Annotated in this window: 16 protein-coding genes; 7 read left to right on the top strand and 9 right to left on the bottom strand. The window is 64.5% G+C overall.

What is annotated here, in order from left to right:
• From Q9246_RS01580 to Q9246_RS01565, 4 genes are all read right to left on the bottom strand, one after another.
• Positions 1-1,071 carry an SDR family oxidoreductase gene (locus Q9246_RS01580; RefSeq protein WP_306394913.1) on the bottom strand — a complete coding sequence of 357 codons (1,071 nt, stop codon included), beginning with the start codon at positions 1,069-1,071 and terminating at the stop codon, positions 1-3.
• A 14-nt stretch (positions 1,072-1,085) separates the two neighbouring features.
• Complete coding sequence (locus Q9246_RS01575; RefSeq protein ID WP_306394912.1) at positions 1,086-2,336, bottom strand: MraY family glycosyltransferase; 1,251 nt, start codon at positions 2,334-2,336, stop codon at positions 1,086-1,088.
• Between the two features lie 347 nt (positions 2,337-2,683).
• The gene (locus tag Q9246_RS01570) at positions 2,684-3,022 is read right to left on the bottom strand and encodes a c-type cytochrome (protein ID WP_306394911.1); all 339 of its coding nucleotides are present in this window, start codon (positions 3,020-3,022) and stop codon (positions 2,684-2,686) included.
• An 8-nt stretch (positions 3,023-3,030) separates the two neighbouring features.
• Complete coding sequence (locus Q9246_RS01565) at positions 3,031-3,387, bottom strand: c-type cytochrome (protein WP_306394910.1); 357 nt, start codon at positions 3,385-3,387, stop codon at positions 3,031-3,033.
• 188 nt (positions 3,388-3,575) lie between these two features.
• On the opposite strand from Q9246_RS01565, the gene Q9246_RS01560 reads away from it, so the two are divergent.
• From Q9246_RS01560 to Q9246_RS01540, 5 genes are all read left to right on the top strand, one after another.
• Complete coding sequence (locus Q9246_RS01560; RefSeq protein WP_306394908.1) at positions 3,576-4,421, top strand: AAA family ATPase; 846 nt, start codon at positions 3,576-3,578, stop codon at positions 4,419-4,421.
• Positions 4,418-5,008 (top strand): GNAT family N-acetyltransferase, encoded by a 591-nt coding sequence (locus tag Q9246_RS01555; RefSeq protein WP_306394907.1) that lies wholly within the window; start codon positions 4,418-4,420, stop codon positions 5,006-5,008. The genes Q9246_RS01560 and Q9246_RS01555 overlap by 4 nt, the downstream gene beginning before the upstream one ends.
• 3 nt (positions 5,009-5,011) lie before the next feature.
• Positions 5,012-6,181: a vWA domain-containing protein gene (locus Q9246_RS01550; RefSeq protein ID WP_306394904.1), complete on the top strand. Its 1,170-nt coding sequence runs from the start codon at positions 5,012-5,014 to the stop codon at positions 6,179-6,181.
• Positions 6,182-6,411: 230 nt separating this feature from the next.
• Complete coding sequence (locus tag Q9246_RS01545) at positions 6,412-7,602, top strand: cation:proton antiporter (RefSeq protein ID WP_306394902.1); 1,191 nt, start codon at positions 6,412-6,414, stop codon at positions 7,600-7,602.
• Complete coding sequence (locus Q9246_RS01540) at positions 7,592-8,719, top strand: YbdK family carboxylate-amine ligase (RefSeq protein ID WP_306394901.1); 1,128 nt, start codon at positions 7,592-7,594, stop codon at positions 8,717-8,719. The genes Q9246_RS01545 and Q9246_RS01540 overlap by 11 nt, the downstream gene beginning before the upstream one ends.
• Before the next feature lie 9 nt (positions 8,720-8,728).
• Here the strand turns inward: Q9246_RS01540 and Q9246_RS01535 are convergent, their stop codons facing one another.
• The 3 genes from Q9246_RS01535 to Q9246_RS01525 form a co-directional block, all read right to left on the bottom strand.
• Positions 8,729-9,067 carry a hypothetical protein gene (locus Q9246_RS01535; protein ID WP_306394900.1) on the bottom strand — a complete coding sequence of 113 codons (339 nt, stop codon included), beginning with the start codon at positions 9,065-9,067 and terminating at the stop codon, positions 8,729-8,731.
• Positions 9,068-9,228: 161 nt separating this feature from the next.
• Complete coding sequence (locus Q9246_RS01530) at positions 9,229-10,233, bottom strand: gamma-glutamyl-gamma-aminobutyrate hydrolase family protein (RefSeq protein ID WP_306394899.1); 1,005 nt, start codon at positions 10,231-10,233, stop codon at positions 9,229-9,231.
• A 78-nt stretch (positions 10,234-10,311) separates the two neighbouring features.
• A complete protein-coding gene (locus tag Q9246_RS01525; RefSeq protein WP_306394898.1) occupies positions 10,312-11,136 on the bottom strand; it encodes a response regulator in 825 nt (274 codons plus the stop codon).
• A gap of 172 nt (positions 11,137-11,308) precedes the next feature.
• Here Q9246_RS01525 and Q9246_RS01520 point away from each other — a divergent pair, with 172 nt between their 5' ends.
• Together Q9246_RS01520 and parC are read left to right on the top strand one after the other, a co-directional pair.
• Positions 11,309-13,306, top strand: coding sequence for a DNA topoisomerase IV subunit B (locus Q9246_RS01520; RefSeq protein WP_306394897.1), 1,998 nt, complete (start codon positions 11,309-11,311; stop codon positions 13,304-13,306).
• Positions 13,307-13,470: 164 nt separating this feature from the next.
• A complete protein-coding gene (gene parC / locus Q9246_RS01515; RefSeq protein ID WP_306394895.1) occupies positions 13,471-15,798 on the top strand; it encodes a DNA topoisomerase IV subunit A in 2,328 nt (775 codons plus the stop codon).
• Between the two features lie 71 nt (positions 15,799-15,869).
• On the opposite strand, the gene Q9246_RS01510 is transcribed toward parC, so the two are convergent.
• Together Q9246_RS01510 and Q9246_RS01505 are read right to left on the bottom strand one after the other, a co-directional pair.
• On the bottom strand, positions 15,870-16,364 hold the full coding sequence (locus Q9246_RS01510; RefSeq protein ID WP_306394894.1) for a hypothetical protein: 495 nt from the start codon (positions 16,362-16,364) through the stop codon (positions 15,870-15,872).
• A 146-nt stretch (positions 16,365-16,510) separates the two neighbouring features.
• Complete coding sequence (locus tag Q9246_RS01505) at positions 16,511-17,923, bottom strand: IgA Peptidase M64 (protein WP_306394892.1); 1,413 nt, start codon at positions 17,921-17,923, stop codon at positions 16,511-16,513.
• Positions 17,924-18,055 lie beyond the last annotated feature (132 nt).

Genomic DNA, 18,055 nt, shown 5'->3' with positions numbered 1-18,055 from the left:
CTAACCTGCCGTGGCGACCGGCCGTGCCGACGCGCCGGCCTGCCGGTGCGCCCCGCCGCGTGCGACGTACCACGGGACGGTCACGGCCAGCCCCTCGCGAATCCGGTACCGGGGCGCATAGCCGAGTTCCCGCATCGCCTTGTCGATGTTCGCCTGGGAGCACGCGATATCGCCGGCGCGAGACGGCGCGTGCCGCGGTGCCTGGCAGACCTCGATCCCGTCCAGCATCAACAGTTCTTTCAGGTAGCCGAACAGCTGGATCAGCGTCGTCGCGTCGCCGAGCGCCACGTTGTAGATCCGGGATGCCGGGCCGGTCGCGGCATGCGAGGCCAGCATGTTCGCCTGCACGACGTTATCGACGAAGCAGAAATCGCGACTCGTCTGCCCGTCTCCGTTGATGACGACCTGGTCGCCGGCGAGCATGGCGCCGATCCATTTCGGGATCACGGCCGCGTACGCGCCGGCCGGGTCCTGCCGCCTGCCGAACACATTGAAATACCGTAGTCCGACCGTGCCGAACCCGTAGCAGCGCGCAAATACGTCGGCATACAGCTCGTTCACGTATTTGCTCACGGCGTAAGGCGACAAGGGCCTGCCGATGTGCGCCTCGACTTTCGGCAGTCCGGGATGGTCGCCATACGTGGAGCTCGATGCGGCGTACACGAACGATGCGACCGCGGCGTCCCGCGCGGCGACCAGCAGGTTCAGGAAACCGTCGACATTGGCCTCATTGGTCGCGATCGGGTCGGCGATCGAGCGTGGCACCGAACCGAGCGCCGCCTGGTGCAGGACCCGGTCCACGCCCGCCATCGCGTGCCGGCATGCGACCGTGTCGCGGATGTCGCCCTGGATGAAACCGAAACGGCGCCACCCATCCGGGCCGACGAGGTCGCGCACCTCCTCGAGATTGCGCCAGTGGCCGGTCGACAGGTTGTCCAGGCCGACCACGGCCTGGTCATGCCGGAGCAGGTATTCGGTCAGGTTCGAGCCGATGAAGCCGGCGCAGCCCGTGACGAGCCATTTGCGGGGGCGCTGTCGCATGGCCCGCTCGATGTCTTCGAGGGTGTGCATGGTTCGCTTCCGGGTCAGCCAAACGCGCGCGGACCAGGACCAATGACGAGGACGTCGTCGACGAGGCCATGGCGCGGCTGCGGGCGCAAGCCGAAGATGACCGCCGGATGCCGGCAGTGCCCCCAGTGCCCGCGTACCAGCCGCATGTACACGGCGATGTAGAGCACGAGCTGGAGCAGGACCATGGCGACGGCGGCGGGAACGGTATCGCCGAACAGGACGGAACATGCGGTCGCCGTGCCGATCCAGGCTGCGATGAAACACGCGACCCAGGCATTGCACATCCACGGATGTTTCTTCCCGCTGATTTTCTGCCGGGCACACCTTCGGTAGAACAGCGAATGCAGGTGCAGGCGGTCGGGAGCGCCGGCCCGCGCGCCGTAAATGATCGTGCGACGGTAGATACTGAATAAAACCTCGATGACCGGGTAAGCATAGATTGCGAGAATCTGCCATGCATTGACGGCCGGATTGCGCATGACCGTCAATACTGCAATTTCGGCTGCCAGGAATCCAAGTAAATAGGCGCCGCCATCGCCCATGAATAGCCGGCCGGTCGGATAATTCAGCATCAGGAACCCGATGGCGGCGCCGATTGCCATGGCGGATAATTGAATAATCAGCATATCGCCGTTACGCGATGCGATGAAACCCATGCCGGTCAGAATGATCACGATCGCGATGCCGGCAACGCCATGGAAACCGTCGATGATATTGATTGAATTGGTGATTCCCGCTACCGCGAATACGGTGATCGCGATGGAGAAGGGAATAAAGACGAGCATGCTGTCGAGGCCCCATACATCGACACGGGACAACACTGCCCCCAGAAGCCAGACGGCGAGGAAAGCACTGGCAAAGATGGCGAGCAGGCGCCTTCTCGGGGTGACGGACTTGGTCAGGTCTTCCATGACACCGGAGAAGAACGCGGGAATTGCCGCAATCAACAGCATGAACATCCTGGCGCCGGCCTGCGCATTGGCGTCGGTCCTGGTCGTCGCATAGGCGTCGAAACAGGCGGCGCCAAGCACACCGGCGCACAAGGCAATCCCACCCATTCGCGGCACGGATTTCTTGTGAACTTTCTGCACGCCTCCGGTATCCGAATCCAGGGAAAAGCGTCCATGCCAGCGCTGCGTGGCGATAATCAGGATGCAGACCGAGAAACTGACAACCAATGCCACAAGCAAATTCGGCATGAATGGAAACGGAAATATCTGCATTGAAGCCAGTCCTATATTATCGGAAACGATTGCAGTTGACATGACGACTCCTTGGCGGATAAGCCGGCCAGTTTCCAATAATGTTGGGAGCACAACGTGACGAGACAAACTTTAGCGGATTGCACAAAATATAAAAAGTGCAAAAAATCGATTCATTCAGGCGTATGTCTGCCCTGAATATATGCCGATTGCAGATGATCCTGAGGTGACGCTTCTAGCGCAAGTGAAATTGACAGCGACACCGATGTGAGAGTCCAATCGCGCCGCAGCGGCGCCGCGGCGTGACCAGCTAGCGCGCCATCACGCGCGACTACGATTGCCTGCTGGTCGCCTGCGCGCGCGATGGCGCGGCGCCGGACAGCCGGCGCCTGCGGACCTGTGGCGTCCTGCTACTTCTTGACCACCAGCTGCGACGGCAGGCTGGACAAGTAGGCGCCGAGGTCGGCCATGTCCTGGTTCGACAGCGGCTGCACGATGCCGGCCATGATCGGGTTGACACGGCCGTTGGCGCCGGCCCCGCGTTTATAAGCGCGCAGCGCATGCGTGAGATAGTCGGCATGCTGGCCGGCCAGCTTCGGATAGGTCGGGTCGATCGCCTTGTTGAAATCGGCGCCATGGCAGGAGGCGCAGTTGTATTTCTGGGCCAGCGCCTCGCCGCGCTTGACGTCGTTGGCGGCCGCGCCGAGCGACACGGCGCCGAGGGCCAGCAGGAGTATCGTTTTCTTCATGGCGGTCCTCATCGCTTGGCGGTCGTCTGGTTCGACGTTTGCTGGGAATAATAGGCCGCCACGTCGGCGATGTCCTGGTCGCTCATCGAGCGCGCGATGCCGGTCATGGAAGGATGCTTGCGGTCGCCCTTGCGATAGGCCTTGAGCGCCGCTTCGATGTACTTGGCCGACTGGCCGCCGATCATCGGCACGCGATACACTTCGGGGAATGCCGTCTTGTAGCCGCCGGGAATGGCATGGCAGCCGATGCACATCTCGATCTTGGCGGTTGCCGCCTGGGGATTACCGACCACTTCCGCGGCGAACGCGCTGCCGGCGGCGCCGGCAAGGAGCGCCAGCGCCAGTGGTACCAGAGTTTTTTTCATGGGCGTCTCGTTAGTTATATTTCGAAAACCGCAACCGCACAAAAACTTAGCAAAGGCTTACCAACTGGCCGATTCTATCTGAAGACTTGACACCAGTCTACAAACCGGCCGCCCGCGCCCCTGCGCCGGGTAGGCGAACTTTTTGTCTTATACTCGCCTCACCTTCACGTTTTCGCCCCTCACCCGCCATGCATGCATCCCCCCGCTTCGAAGGCAGCGACAAGTACGTCGCCACCGCCGACCTGAAACTGGCCGTCAACGCCGCCCTCACCCTGGGCCGCCCGCTCCTGATCAAGGGCGAGCCGGGCACCGGCAAGACCATGCTGGCCGAAGAGGTGGCGGCCGCGCTCGACATGCCGCTCTTGCAGTGGCACGTGAAGTCGACCACCAAGGCCCAGCAGGGCCTGTACGAATACGACGCCGTCTCGCGCCTGCGCGATTCGCAGCTGGGCGACGAGCGCGTGCGCGACATCCAGAACTACATCGTCAAGGGCGTGCTGTGGCAGGCATTCACCTCGCCCGAGCCGGTCGTGCTGCTGATCGACGAGGTTGACAAGGCCGACATCGAATTCCCGAACGACCTGCTGCGCGAACTCGATCGCATGGAGTTCTACGTCTACGAGACGCGCGAGATGGTGGTGGCCAAGCACCGCCCGCTGGTGATCATCACCTCGAACAACGAAAAAGAGCTGCCCGACGCCTTCCTGCGCCGCTGCTTCTTCCACTACATCCAGTTCCCCGACCGCGAGACGATGGCCGACATCGTGGGCGTGCATTTCCCGCGCCTGAAGCAGGACTTGCTGGCGGCCGCGCTGCAAAGCTTCTATGCGCTGCGCGACGTCCCCGGCATCAAGAAGAAACCGTCGACCTCGGAATTTTTGGACTGGCTCAAGCTGCTGCTGGCCGAGGACGTGCCGGCCGAGGCGCTGCGTATCGACAATGCAGCGCCGCCGCTGCAGGGCGCCCTGCTCAAGAACGAACAGGACATCGCCCTGTTCGAACGCCTGATGTTCATGTCGAGGAACAAGCGATGATCGCGGTCGCTCCCGTCACCCTGGAATTCAATGGCGTACGCCTGGAGCCGCTGGCGCCGCACCATGCCGATGGCTTGCGCGCGGCCGCCAGCGACGGCGAATTGTGGAATCTGGTCGTGACCAGCGTGCCGGCGCCGCACGACGCCGGCGCCTATATCGACACCGCGCTCGGCATGGCCAACCGCCGCGCCTGGGCCGTGGTCGATGCCGCCAGCGGCGCCGTCTTCGGCAGCACCAGCTACCACGACATCGTGCCTGACGTGGACCGGGTCGAGATCGGCTACACCTGGTACGCCAGGCGCGTGCAGCGCAGCCACGTGAACACGAGCTGCAAGCTGATGCTGATGCGGCATGCCTTCGACACGCTGGGCTGCGCCGTGGTCGGCCTGCGCACCGATGGCGAGAACTTCGCGTCGCAGGCGGCCATCGAGCGGCTCGGCGCAAACAAGGACGGCGTGCTGCGCCACCACGTCGCGCGCCGCAACGGGCAGCCGCGCGACACCGTCATGTACAGCATCCTGCGCGCCGAATGGCCGCGGGTACGCGCCCATCTGGAGGCGCGCCTCGCGCATCACGCCGGGGGCTAGGCCATGCTGATCGACTTCTTCCGCGCCCTGCGCGAGGCCAGGGTACCGGTCTCGATCCGCGAATTCCTGACCCTGCTCGAAGCCCTGCAGCGCGGCGTGATCGCTCCCTCGCTCGACGAGTTCTATTACCTCGCGCGCCTGACGCTGGTGAAGGACGAAGCCCACTTCGACAAGTTCGATCGCGTGTTCGGCGCCTGGTTCAGAGGCATCGATGCGGTATTCGACGACAAGGCCGAAATCCCGCTGGAATGGCTGATCAAGCGCTTCGAGCGCGAGCTGACGCCCGAACAGAAGGCGCAGCTCGAGAAATTCGGCTACGACCAGCTGCAGCAGCGCCTGCAGGAACTGTTGAAGGAGCAGAAGGAGCGCCACGCCGGCGGCAGCAAGTGGATCGGCACCGGCGGCACCTCGCCCTTCGGCCACGGCGGCACCAATCCGGAAGGGATCCGTATCGGTGGCACGGGCCGCAACCGCAGCGCGGTCAAGGTGTGGGAGCAGCGCACCTTCCGTGACTACGACGGCGAACGCGAACTGGGCACGCGCAACCTGAAGGTGGCGCTGCGCCGCCTGCGCCGCTTCGCGCGCCAGGGCGCGGCGGACGAACTGGCGCTGGACGACACCATCCGCGCCACCGCCAGCAATGCCGGCTGGCTCGACATCCGCATGCGGCCCGAGCGCAAGAACCGGATCAAGGTAGTGATGCTGCTCGACGTGGGCGGCTCGATGGACGACCACATCGAGCGCACCGAAGAACTGTTTTCGGCCGCCAGCAGCGAATTCAAGAACATGGAGTTCTATTACTTCCACAACTGCGTGTACGACTACCTGTGGAAGAACAACCGGCGCCGCCAGAGCGAGCGCTTCCCGACCTGGGACGTGCTGCGTAAATACCCGCCCGATACGCGCCTGATCTTCGTCGGCGACGCCACCATGAGCCCCTACGAGGTGATGGCGCCGGGCGGATCGGTCGAGTACAACAACGAAGAGCCGGGCGCGGCCTGGCTGGCGCGCTTCGTGTCGACCTTTCCCAAGTTTGCCTGGCTCAATCCGGAGCCCGAACACCTGTGGCAATACCGGCAGTCGATTGCCCTGATACGCCAGATCATGAACAACCGCATGTTTCCGATCACGCTCGAAGGACTGGAACGGGCGATGCGCCTCCTCAGCAAATAATTCCCCTCGACAATTAATGTCTTTACGCACTGTGTTAGTGCGGACACGGACGGCCTTGCTGGAATCGCTATGATCGAGCCACTCGCCCGCCGCTCGCCGTGTCCCAACACAAGGCGCGTGGACGGGCGAGCCAGGACAATCGTGCGTGCGCCGTCCGCTTGTAGAATCCGCAAGCATCGGTGGCAAGCACGCACCAGCGACAAGACATAGAAGAACCGAGGGGAAAACGAATGCCAGACCTGCTGTCCCTGTTGACTAGTCTCGCGTGGCCGCTGGCGATCGCGCTCGCCTGGCTGGCCGGCGAATTCGGCCAGCGCTGGACCGGCCTGCCGCGCATCAGCTTCTATGGCCTGGTCGGCTTCGCCCTCGGCAGCACGCAGATCGGCGCCCTGCCCGCCCCCGACATGGGCCCGGTCTCGCTGCTGGCCAACGTCGCCTTCGGCCTGATCCTGTTCGAACTGGGCAACCGCATCAACCTGCGCTGGCTGGTCAACAATCCCTGGATCGGCGTGGCCGGCCTGGTCGAGGCCGCGCTGACCTTCATCCTGGTCTATCTGGTCGCCACCGCCTTCGGCACCGGCCGCCTGACGGCCCTCCTGATGGCGGCGCTGTCGATGGCGACCTCGCCCGCCACCGTGGTGCGGGTGGTCAACGAGCAGAAAAGCTCGGGCCAGATGACCGAACGGGTGCTACACCTGTCGGCCCAGAACTGCGTGCTGTCGGTGTTCGCCTTCAACGCCATCATCGGCATCTGGCTGTTCCGCACCTACGCCGCCGTCGGCGAGGCGCTGTGGCAAAGCCTGGTGATGCTGGCCGGCTCGATCGTGGCCGGCGCGATCTTCGGCGTCGTCACCCCAAGCCTGCTGCGCGCGATCCGCAATCCGCAGCAGGATTCCACCGTCGCCTTCGCGCTGGCCGTGATCCTGCTGGTGGCGTTGTGCGACAGCATCGGCCTGTCGCCGGTGGTGGCGGCGCTGGCCTTCGGCCTGACGGTGCGCTACCGCCGCGTGGCCTTCACCCAGACCCAGCGCAACTTCGGCGCGCTGGGCGAGGTGCTGACCGTGCTGCTGTTCGTGTACGCCGCCTCGACCCTCGACTGGCGCCTGGTCACCGCCGGCGCCGCGCTGGCCATCAGCGTGGTGCTGGTGCGCATGTTCGCCAAGGTGGCCGGGGTGACGGCCTTCGCCCACCTGTCGGGCGTCACCTGGCGCAAGGGCGCGCTCACCGGCCTCGGGCTGGCGCCGCTGGCCGTGTTCGTGATCCTGCTGCTCGAGCATGCGCGCTATGCCGGCCTGAAAGTGGTCGAAGAACTGTATGCGATGGCGGCCGTCACGATGCTGCTCGAAGTGTTCGGCCCGATCATCATCCAGCGCGCGCTGATCTGGGCGCGCGAAGCACCGGAGACGAGCCATGCCGCTTGAAGCCTTCACCCCCTCGCAGCCGCTCACCTTCGGGGTCGAGCTGGAACTGCAGCTGGTCAGCCTGTCGGATTTCAACCTGACCGCGGCCAGCCCCGACCTGATGCACCTCTTGAAGCGCAAACCGTTCCCGGGCAACGTCACGCCCGAGATCACCGAGAGCATGATCGAGATTAACTCGAGCGTGCACACGGCCTACGAGCCGCTGCTGGCCGAACTGCTCGAGATCCGCGACACCCTGGTGGCGGCCAGCGACGTGCTCAATATCGGCATCGCCGGCGGCGGCACCCACCCGTTCCAGCACTGGTCCGACCAGAGGATCTCGGCCAAGCCGCGCTATGAATACCTGTCGCAGCTGTACGGCTACCTGGCCAAGCAGTTCACGGTGTTCGGCCAGCACGTGCACATCGGCTGCGCCAACGGCGACGACGCGCTGTACCTGCTGCACGCGCTCAACCGCTACCTGCCGCACTTCATCGCGCTGTCGGCCTCGTCGCCCTATGTGCAGGGCCACGACAGCCTGTTCGAATCGGCGCGCCTCAATTCGGTATTCGCCTTCCCGATGAGCGGGCGCGCGCCGTTCACCCTCACCTGGCAGGAGTTCACCGACGTCTACTTCGCCAAGATGGAACGTACCAACATCATCAAGAGCATGAAGGATTTCTACTGGGACCTGCGGCCCAAGCCCGAGTACGGCACCATCGAGCTGCGCGTGTGCGACACGCCGCTCACGGTGGAGCGGGCGGCGGCGCTGGCCGGCTACCTGCAGGCACTGTGCCGGCACCTGCTGGAAAGGAAAGAAGAAGCCCCGGTGGAGGACGACTACCTGGTCTACAACTACAACCGTTTCCAGGCCTGCCGCTTCGGCCTGGACGGCAGCATCACGCATCCGAAGACGTACGAGAACGTGCCGATGCGCGAAGATATCCTGGCGACGCTGGAAAAGATGCTGCCGCATGCCGAGGCGCTGGGCAGCGTGGAGGCCCTGCGCCACCTGGCGGCCGCGGCGCACGACGGCAGCGACGCCGCCATCCTGCGCCGCCACGTGGAGCGCGAAGGCAGCGTCGAGGGCATGGTCAACGCGGCGATCGCGCACTTCCGCGGCGGGCGCGCGGCATAGGCAGGAAAATCAGCCGGCCAGCGGCGCCGTCTTGCCGCTCCAGCCGCCTTTCATGAAGCGCGCCAGCAGGGGCTGGCGAGCCGGCGCCGGCGCCGGCAGCTTGGCGTCGACCACCACCGCCCACTGGTCGGCCAGCTGTTCGCAGGTGGCGCGCAGCACCGGGTCGATGTTCGGCAGGCGCGACAGCGCGCACAGGTGGCGCTCGATCACCGAGGCCAGCTTCACGCAAGGCTGTTCGCCGTCGCCGCGCGTGGTGTAGTTGGACATCAGGTGCAATAGCGAAGCGACCAGCAGCGCGTCCTGGCTGCGCGGTTCCGACGACGTCGTGTCTGCAGTGGAAATGGTCATGCAAGCGTCTCCCAAAAAGCAGTTGCGGTGCGCAACGATCAAGCGTGAGGTGAATCAAAACCGCAACAGGATGCGAATGATTCTCATTTCATTATTCACGCGTCGCGCGGCGAAAGCAAGCGTTTTCGGCAAGCGTGCACGACCTTGATAACTAGCAACAACTAGAGGCGGGTTTCGCGCGCCGCGCGCAGGAATTCGTCGAGCACCGGCGTGCAATCGAGCAGGTCGACGCCCCCGGCGCGGTGGAATTCGGGGTGCCACTGCAAGCCCATGACGAAGTTGGCACGCTGGTAGCGGATCGCCTCGATGATGCCGTCCGGATCGGACATGGCTTCGACCCGGATATCGCGGCCGAGATCCTTGACCGCCTGGTGGTGGATCGAATTCACCATCGCCCGCTCGGTCTTGGGGAACATGCGGCCCAGGGACGAGCCCTTGGGGAACACGATGGCGTGGCGGTGGGCGTCGTAGACGTCGTGCACGTGGGCCAGCGCCTCGGGCATGTCGGTGGCAACGTCCTGGTGCAGGGTGCCGCCGAAGGCGACGTTGATCAGCTGGCAACCCCGGCACACGCCCAGCACCGGCTTGCCGGCGTCGACGAATTCGTGGAGCAGCTCGAGTTCGTACACGTCGCGCGCGCGGTCGCCGCTCCATTCGGGGCGGGTCGGGGTCTCGGAATAGGTTTGCGGCGCCACGTCGGCCCCGCCCTGCAGCACCAGGCCGTCCAGGTGGCGTGCATAGTGGCGCAGGGTGATATTGCTGGGGTGAAGCAAGCCGTTGGTATTCACCGTGGGGATCATGAATACCAGCACGTCGCGCGACATCACCCACTGGGCGATCGATTCCTCGAGATATTGCAGGTTCTTGCTGAGCAGGCCCTTGGCCCCGGCGGCGGGGTGGAAAATGCGGGCCGAGACGCCGATGTGCAGCGTGCGCTGCATGAATTCGCGGTTGAAGCGTTCGCGCAACGAGCGAAAGCGCGAGGTGATCACCCGGCCGGCCAGGGCGACGGCATTGTCGCCGTCGCGCAGGTAGCGTGCCGGCCCGCGCGCGGTCTGGCCGCTGCTCGCGCGGCGATCGGGGACACGGACACGCGTTTCGCGGCGCTCGTCGACATCCCCCGCCGGATCGCCGTCCTTGCGCTTGATTTGATCGTCTTCAGCCATGGTTATTAATATAACTTCACCACCGCTTCGCACGATACGAAGTTGTGACAAAACGTCGCTTGGCGCCTACACCTGTGCCTACACTGGCAGATCCATCAGCTTCTGGAAGGTCAGCATCCAGTGTCGCCCGGCGACCGGCGTCGTGAGCAGGCCGCGCGCCCCCGCCTGCCGCGCGCGCACGGCATCGTAATGAAAGGATTGCTCGACCAGGAACACCACCGGGGTGCGCTGGGCCCCGTCCTGCGACTTGATCGAGCTGCACACCTCGTAGGGCTCGATGCCGGACGCCGCCGTATTGATCAGCACCAGGGAAACCGGCGTTTCGTCGCACAGGCGCACCGCTGCGCACAGGCTGTCGGTCCACTCCACCGCCACCCGGCGCGGCTCCAGCACGCGCGCCACCTGGTTGCGCAGCTTGCATTCCTGGTCGACGATCAACACCGCCCCATCCACCGGACCACGGCGCAGGCGCGTGTAGAATGCCGGCGTCTCGCAATCCGGCGCCAGGCGCGGGCGGCGGCGCCGCTCGGCCAGCACGCGCCGCGGACGGGTACTTTGCTGGACCAGCGCATGGACCCGGGTATCGAGCAGCTCGGCCAGGGCTTCGTACAGGGGCAAGGGCTCGACCGGCCGCGCCAGGGTGCGCCAAGGTTCGCTGCCGGGGTTGCCAATCACGAGCGCCTGCTGCAGCGAACCGGGCGGCAGACAGCCGAGCCGGGTCAGCGCGGTCGGGCTGTCGCCGTTGGCGATATATAAATCCGGCTCTTGCAAACTGTCGTCATGCAGGCAAGAATACGACGGCCCGAGGCCTGGCGCCTGGGCCAGCAGGGCTTCGAGCCGCGCAGTTTCGCCGGGCGCGAAACCGATCAGGCGGACGGTGAACGGATAGCTGGACAAGTGCATCGGTAGAGCGCCTCCCTGGCATCGCCGTGGATATCCGGCTTAATCTAGCACAAACGTGCGAAGCGAAAAGCACGTCATGTCGCGAACTACTGTATATTTAAACAGTAAAAAAGCCTTACCTTTTCCCCATGACAAGTTAGAATGCCGGAGCATTCGACAAACAATCTTCAAGATGGCCTCCAAGAAACCCGCTCCAGACTACAGCGAATCATCCATCCGCGTCCTCAAGGGACTCGAACCTGTGAAACAGCGTCCGGGCATGTATACCCGGACCGAGAATCCGCTCCACATCATCCAGGAAGTGATCGACAACGCCTCCGATGAAGCGCTGGGCGGTCACTGCAAGAACATCGGCGTGACGCTGAACCCGGACGGGTCGATCACGGTCGAGGACGACGGCCGCGGCATCCCGGTCGGCATCCACCCGGAAGAAGGCGTGTCCACGGTCGAGATCGTGTTCACCCGCCTGCACGCCGGCGGCAAGTTCGACAAGGGCTCGGGCGGCGCCTATGCCTTCTCGGGCGGCCTGCACGGGGTCGGCGTCTCCGTCACCAATGCGCTGTCGAAGCGCCTCGAGATCGAGGTCTGGCGCAAGGACGACCAGGGCAATGGCCAACACCGCCTGGTGTTCGCCGACGGCGAAGTCATCGAGCCTCTGGCGTCCAGCCCTGCCGAACGTGGCGGCAAGAAGAACGGCACCCGCGTCACCGCCTGGCCGGACGGCAAATATTTCGACTCCCCGAACATCCCGCTGGGCGACCTGCAGCGCCTGCTGCGCTCGAAGGCGGTGCTGCTGCCGGGCGTGACCGTCACGCTCACCAACGGCAAGACCGGCGACGTGCAAACCTGGCGCTATGACGAAGGCCTGCGCGGCTACCTGAACGAAGCGCTGGCGCAAAGTTCCAACGGCGAGACCCTGATCCCGCTGTTCGAAGGCGCGCAGTTTGCCGCCGCGGGCGACGACAGCTTCGCCGAGGGCGAAGGCGCGGACTGGGTCGTGGCCTGGACCGAAGAAGGCGGCGTGGTGCGCGAGTCCTACGTCAACCTGATCCCGACCGTCAGCGGCGGCACCCACGAGGCCGGCCTGCGCGACGGCCTGTATGGCGCCGTGAAGAACTTCGTCGAGCTGCACGGCCTGCTGCCGAAAGGCGTCAAGCTGCTGCCCGAAGACGTATTCGCGCGCGTCTCGTTCGTGTTGTCTGCGAAAGTGCTGGACCCGCAATTCCAGGGCCAGACCAAGGAACGCCTGAATTCGCGCGACGCGCTCAAGCTGGTGTCGACGTTTACGAAACCGCCGCTCGAGCTGTGGCTGAACCAGCACGTCGAATACGGCAAGAAGCTGGCTGAACTGGTCATCAAGCAGGCCCAGTCGCGCCTGCGTTCGCTGCAGAAGGTCGAGAAGAAGAAATCGTCCGGCGTGGCGGTGTTGCCGGGCAAGCTGACCGATTGCGAGTCGAGCGACATCACCCGCAACGAGCTGTTCCTGGTCGAGGGCGACTCGGCCGGCGGCTCGGCCAAGATGGGCCGCGACAAGGAATTCCAGGCCATCCTGCCGCTGCGCGGCAAGGTGCTCAATTCGTGGGAAACCGATCGCGACCGCCTGTTCGCCAACAACGAGATCCACGATATCTCGGTGGCGATCGGCGTCGATCCGCACGGCCCGGACGATTCACCCGACCTGACCAGCCTGCGCTACGGGAAGATCTGCATCCTGTCGGATGCGGACGTCGACGGCTCGCACATCCAGGTGCTGCTCCTGACGCTGTTCTTCAAGCACTTCCCGGCCCTGTTCCGCAACGGGAATATCTGCATCGCGCGTCCGCCCCTGTACCGCGTCGACGTGCCGGCGCGCGGCAAGAAGCCGATCCAGAAGCTGTATGCGCTGGACGACGGCGAACTGCTGGCGATCGAGGACAAGCTGAAAAAAGAAGGCCTGAAGGAAGGCGTGTGGAGCATTTCGCGCTTCAAGGGCCTGGGCGAGATGAACGCCGAGCAGCTGTGGGAAACGACCATGAACCCGGACACGCGCCGCCTGCTGCCGGTATCGTTCGGCCAGTACGACCTGGCCGAATCGGCATCGCGCTTCAATATGCTGATGGGCAAAGGCGAAGCCGCGGCGCGCCGCGCCTGGATCGAGGAACACGGGAATGAGACGGAGGCGGATATTTGATGAGGATGTGGCCTGCTAGCTAACTTGGGTCCCCGCCAAGGTGGCCGACGAGGCCGGGGACGACGTGCTTGAGCCAGTGGCTTGAAGACCGTCGTTCCCGCGCAGGCGGGAACCCAAGTTTCTCCGCACACCCAAGAACGCCCGCAGAACATCGAACAGACATCATGACGAATCAACCTAGCCTCTTTGAGCAACAACACGAGCCCTCGGACGTCGAGACGCTCACCCTGTCCACCTTCGCCGAGCGCGCCTACCTCGACTATGCCGTCTCGGTGGTCAAGGGCCGCGCGCTGCCGGACGTGTCGGACGGCCAGAAGCCGGTCCAGCGCCGCATCCTGTACGCGATGAACGAACTGGGCCTGGGCCCGACCGCCAAACCGCGCAAGTCCGCCGCCGTGGTCGGCGACGTGCTCGGCAAACTGCACCCGCACGGCGACCAGTCGGTGTACGACGCGCTGGTGCGCATGGCGCAGGACTTTTCGCTGCGCTATCCGCTGATCGACGGCCAGGGCAACTTCGGCTCGCGCGACGGCGACGGCGCCGCGGCGATGCGGTACACCGAAGCCCGCCTGACGCCGATCTCGCGCCTGCTGATGGACGAGATCGACATGGGCACGGTCGACTCGCAACCGAACTACGACGGTTCTACCACCGAACCCCGCACCCTGCCGGCGCGCCTGCCGATGGTGCTGCTCAACGGCGCCTCGGGCATCGCGGTCGGCCTGGCCACCGAGATCCCGTCGCACAATCTGCGCGAGGTGGCGGCGGCGGCGGTGGCGATGATCCGCAACCCCAAGATCACCCACGCCGAGCTGATGACCCACATCCCCGGCCCGGACTTCCCGGGCGGCGGCCAGATCATCACCCCGGCCTCGCAAATCGCCGACATGTACGCGGTCGGCCGCGGCTCGATGAAGGTGCGCGCGCGCTGGAAGATCGAGGAGCTGGCGCGCGGCCAGTGGCAGGCCGTGGTGCATGAACTGCCGCCGGGCTGCTCGTCGCAGCGCGTGCTGGAAGAAATCGAGGAACTGACCAATCCGAAGGTCAAGGCCGGCAAGAAAGCGCTGCTGCCGGAGCAGCTGGCGCTGAAGAACACGATCCTGGGCGCGCTCGACGCGGTGCGCGACGAATCGGGCCGCGAAGCGCCGGTGCGCCTGGTGTTCGAGCCGAAGTCGAAGAACGTCGACCAGGGCGAGTTCATGCTGATGCTGCTCGCGCATACCTCGCTCGAGAGTTCGGCGCCGATCAATATGGTGATGATCGGCGGCGACGGCCGTCCGCGCCAGAAGGGCCTGGGCACGATCATCCAGGAGTGGATCGACTATCGGTTCACAACCGTCAGGCGCCGTACCGAGTTCAAGCTGGGCAAGGTCAACGACCGCATCCACATCCTGGAAGGCCGCGAGACGGTCCTGCTGAACATCGACAAGGTGATCGCCATCATCCGCAATTCGGATGAGCCGAAGGCGGCGCTGATCGAGGAATTCAACTTAAGCGAACGCCAGGCCGAGGACATCCTCGAGATCCGCCTGCGCCAGCTGGCGCGCCTGGAAGCGATCAAGATCCAGCAGGAGCTGGCCGAGCTGCGCAGCGACAAGGAAAAGCTGGAAGACATCCTCGAGAACCCGTCGTCGATGAAGCGCCTGATCGTTCGCGAGATCGAAGCCGACGCCAAGCAGTATGGCGACGAGCGCCGCACCATCATCGAGGAAGCGCAGCGCGCGGTGGCCGAGCAGAAGGTCATCGACGAGCCGGTGACCGTGATCGTGTCGGAAAAAGGCTGGGTGCGCGCGCGTACCGGCATCGGGCACGATCCGGCGCAGTTCACCTTCAAGGCCGGCGATTCGCTGTACAAGGCGTTCGAGTGCCGCACGGTAGATCACCTGCTGGGCATTGGCGATAACGGCAAGGTGTATTCGGTGCCGGTGAATGCGCTGCCGGGGTCGCGCGGGGATGGCGTACCGATTACCACGCTGGTCGATTTGTCGGGCGGTGTAAGGATCCTGCATTACTTCGCGGGCAATCCCGAGACGCGTTTGTTGATCTCGACCTCGGATGCGTTTGGCTTCCTTACCAAGGCGGGCGACATGGTCAGCCGCCTGAAAGGCGGCAAGTCGTTCATTACCTTGAACGAAGGCGCTGCGCCGCTGCCGCCGCGGGTCGTTGCGGAGAGTGCCGGCGCGGTGGCTTGCTTGTCGGAGAAAGGCCGCGTGCTGGTGTTCGGCATCGACGAGATGAAGGTGCTGACCAATGGCGGCCGCGGTGTGATCCTGATGGAACTGGAGCCGAAAGAGAAGCTGCTGGCGGCGCAGCCGATCACGCAGAAGGGTGTGAACGTGGTTGGCACCTGGGCCGGGGACAAGGCGCGGACCGTGGAGCTGTTTGCTTCGGGGCTGGAGCCGCACTTCGGCAAGCGGGCGCGCAAGGGCAAGGCCTTGTCGGCGCGGTTGAAGGCGCAGGATCTGGCGATGCGGGCAACCGACGCTTCGTAATCCCTACCGTTCCCTGCGGACAAAAAAAATGCCGGCTGAGAAGCCGGCATTTTTCGTTTCTACAATGATGCTTAGTTACGGGCGGCAGCTTTGTGCACATCGGCTTGTGCTTCAGCACGCACCTGCTCGGTCTTGGCCGCGGCGGTGGCCTTGTCGGCTGCCGCATCGACTTGTGCCTTCAGCACTTTCTCGTCGGCCTTGATCATTTTCTTCTCGGCTTTCAGATTGGCGTCAGCCACTTTCTCTTCAGCCTTGGCCATTTCCTTGGCGCGGTCTTCCGGATCGGCCTTGGCCACTTTCGCCGCCGCATCGGTGTGCGACTCGACCAGGTTGGCGTGGGCCTTCGACTTGGTCTCGGCGGCCTTGGCCATGGTCTTGTTCACTTTCTCGTCCGCTTTAATGGCGGTCTTGATTTCCTTCTGCTCTGCCTTGATCACATCTTTCTCGGCATTGGCTTCGGCTTTCACCAGGCGGTTGTCGGCAGCGGCGGTTGCCGGGGCGGTGGTTTGTGCGTGGGCAGCGGTAGCCATCAGGCCGGCGATGAGGGTAGCGATCAGTTTGTTCATGATGTGTTTCCTTTCTGGTGGGTCTCTGCACAGAGCGGGTTGCCTGTGCAGTCGTTGTTGTTCTTCAGTGATTCCAGAATAGGCTCATCGCAGCGCCGGGTCTGTTAGCCAGCCCACAGTCAAATTGTCAGAGTTGTAAGCAAAGATTACCGCCGGACAGCGCCGGCATAGAGGTCGATGATGTCGCCGATGCCGTCCTGGCACACCGGGCAGAACGCCTCGCTGCGGTCGAACATCAGGCATTGCATCGCCGGCCGGTAGTAGCCGCTGGCCTCGTAGTTCGCGCCTTCGAAGGCACCGATCGCATGCTGGTGCGGCTGCTGCGCGAACAGCGCATTCGTGCGCTTCAGGTCTTCGCGGAACAAGGCGCTCATCTCGGATTCAGGACGATTCTCCGCCCGCAGCGCGGCGCGCTTCTTCTGGTAGACGCGCGACTCTTCCTCATACGCGGCCTTGGGCCAGGGTGTCGGCAGCGGCGTGCCCTCTTTCACGTAGCGCTTCCATTTGAGGTTCGCGGGGTCGCGCAGCGCGGTCACGTTCGGCTCCCACGGCTCCATGCGGCCGCTGGCGCTCTGGTAGGCCACCGGCGAGGTGTAATACTCGTCGGCCAGGCCGGCGAAATGGTGGCCGAATTCATGCACGAACAGGTAGTCGGCCCAGTCGTTGCCCGCCGCCGCGGTGCTGAACTGGCCGAAGATGCCGCCGCCGCCATAGGTCTCGTTATTGACCAGGATCTCGATGAATTCATACGGCGCGTGCTGGGCGATGTCGCGCAGCGCGCGGTTGTCGAGCGTGAGCACATAGCGCTCGCTGCCGAAGATGTCGTAGCGCGTGCCCAGCGCGGACGGATTGTGCACGCCGGTCGACGGGCGGCTGATGCCGGATCGCTCGGTCGGCACCGCCATCGCCCACACATTGAAATCCCCGGCGCGCTCGCGGAACGGCGACACCGTGAACAGGTGCTTCGTCAGGCGCCGCGCATCCTGTTCGAACTTCTTCATGTCGCCCTGGGTATAGCCGTCGCCCAGGATCAGCAGGTCGACCTTGTCGGGCGACGCGCCGCTCGAATGAATGGCGATCGGCTTGGCCGGAGCCGGCGGCTGGCGCCGGATCACGTCCGGTGCGTTCGGATCGACCTCAACGCTCCAGGCCACCGAGAACTGGTTGCGCTCGTCGCGCTTGAGGATGCGCACCCGCACCGGCTGCGCGAATTGCGGGAAGCGCACCGATTCCTGGAACGAGCGGCTGATGCGGTTCGCTTCCTCGGTGGTGCGCCATTCGCCGAACACGGTCGAGAAGCCGCGCGAATACAGCAGGTCGCCGGTTTTCGCATCGACCACTTCCACGCGATTCTGGCCGCGGTTGGTGTCGTCCAGGTTGCGCGCCATATTGCCTGGCCAGGGTAGCGGCTCGATCACCACGCGCTCGATCGCGTAGCTGTCCTGCAGCGCGTTGCCGCTGTGGGTGTAGTCGAGACGCACCGTGGCCGGCTGGGCGGCATGGGCGATCGAGACCAGCGCGCCAAGCAGCAGCGCAGTGAGAGTATGGAGCAGGCGCATTGCGGTTCCTTGAGGTTGGATCGCGACATTGTAAGCCTGCCATTCACCGCGGCGACAGCGGTCTTTCAGCCGCCATGCATGAACCGTTGACGCGGCCAGGCTCCAGCCCCAGAATCAATCGGTTCACCCCCA

This window comes from Telluria beijingensis (assembly GCF_030770395.1).
Taxonomy (GTDB): Bacteria; Pseudomonadota; Gammaproteobacteria; order Burkholderiales; family Burkholderiaceae_D; genus Telluria; species Telluria beijingensis.
The sequence above is the reverse complement of the archived record's forward strand: the minus strand, read 5'-3'. Positions and strand labels throughout refer to the sequence as shown.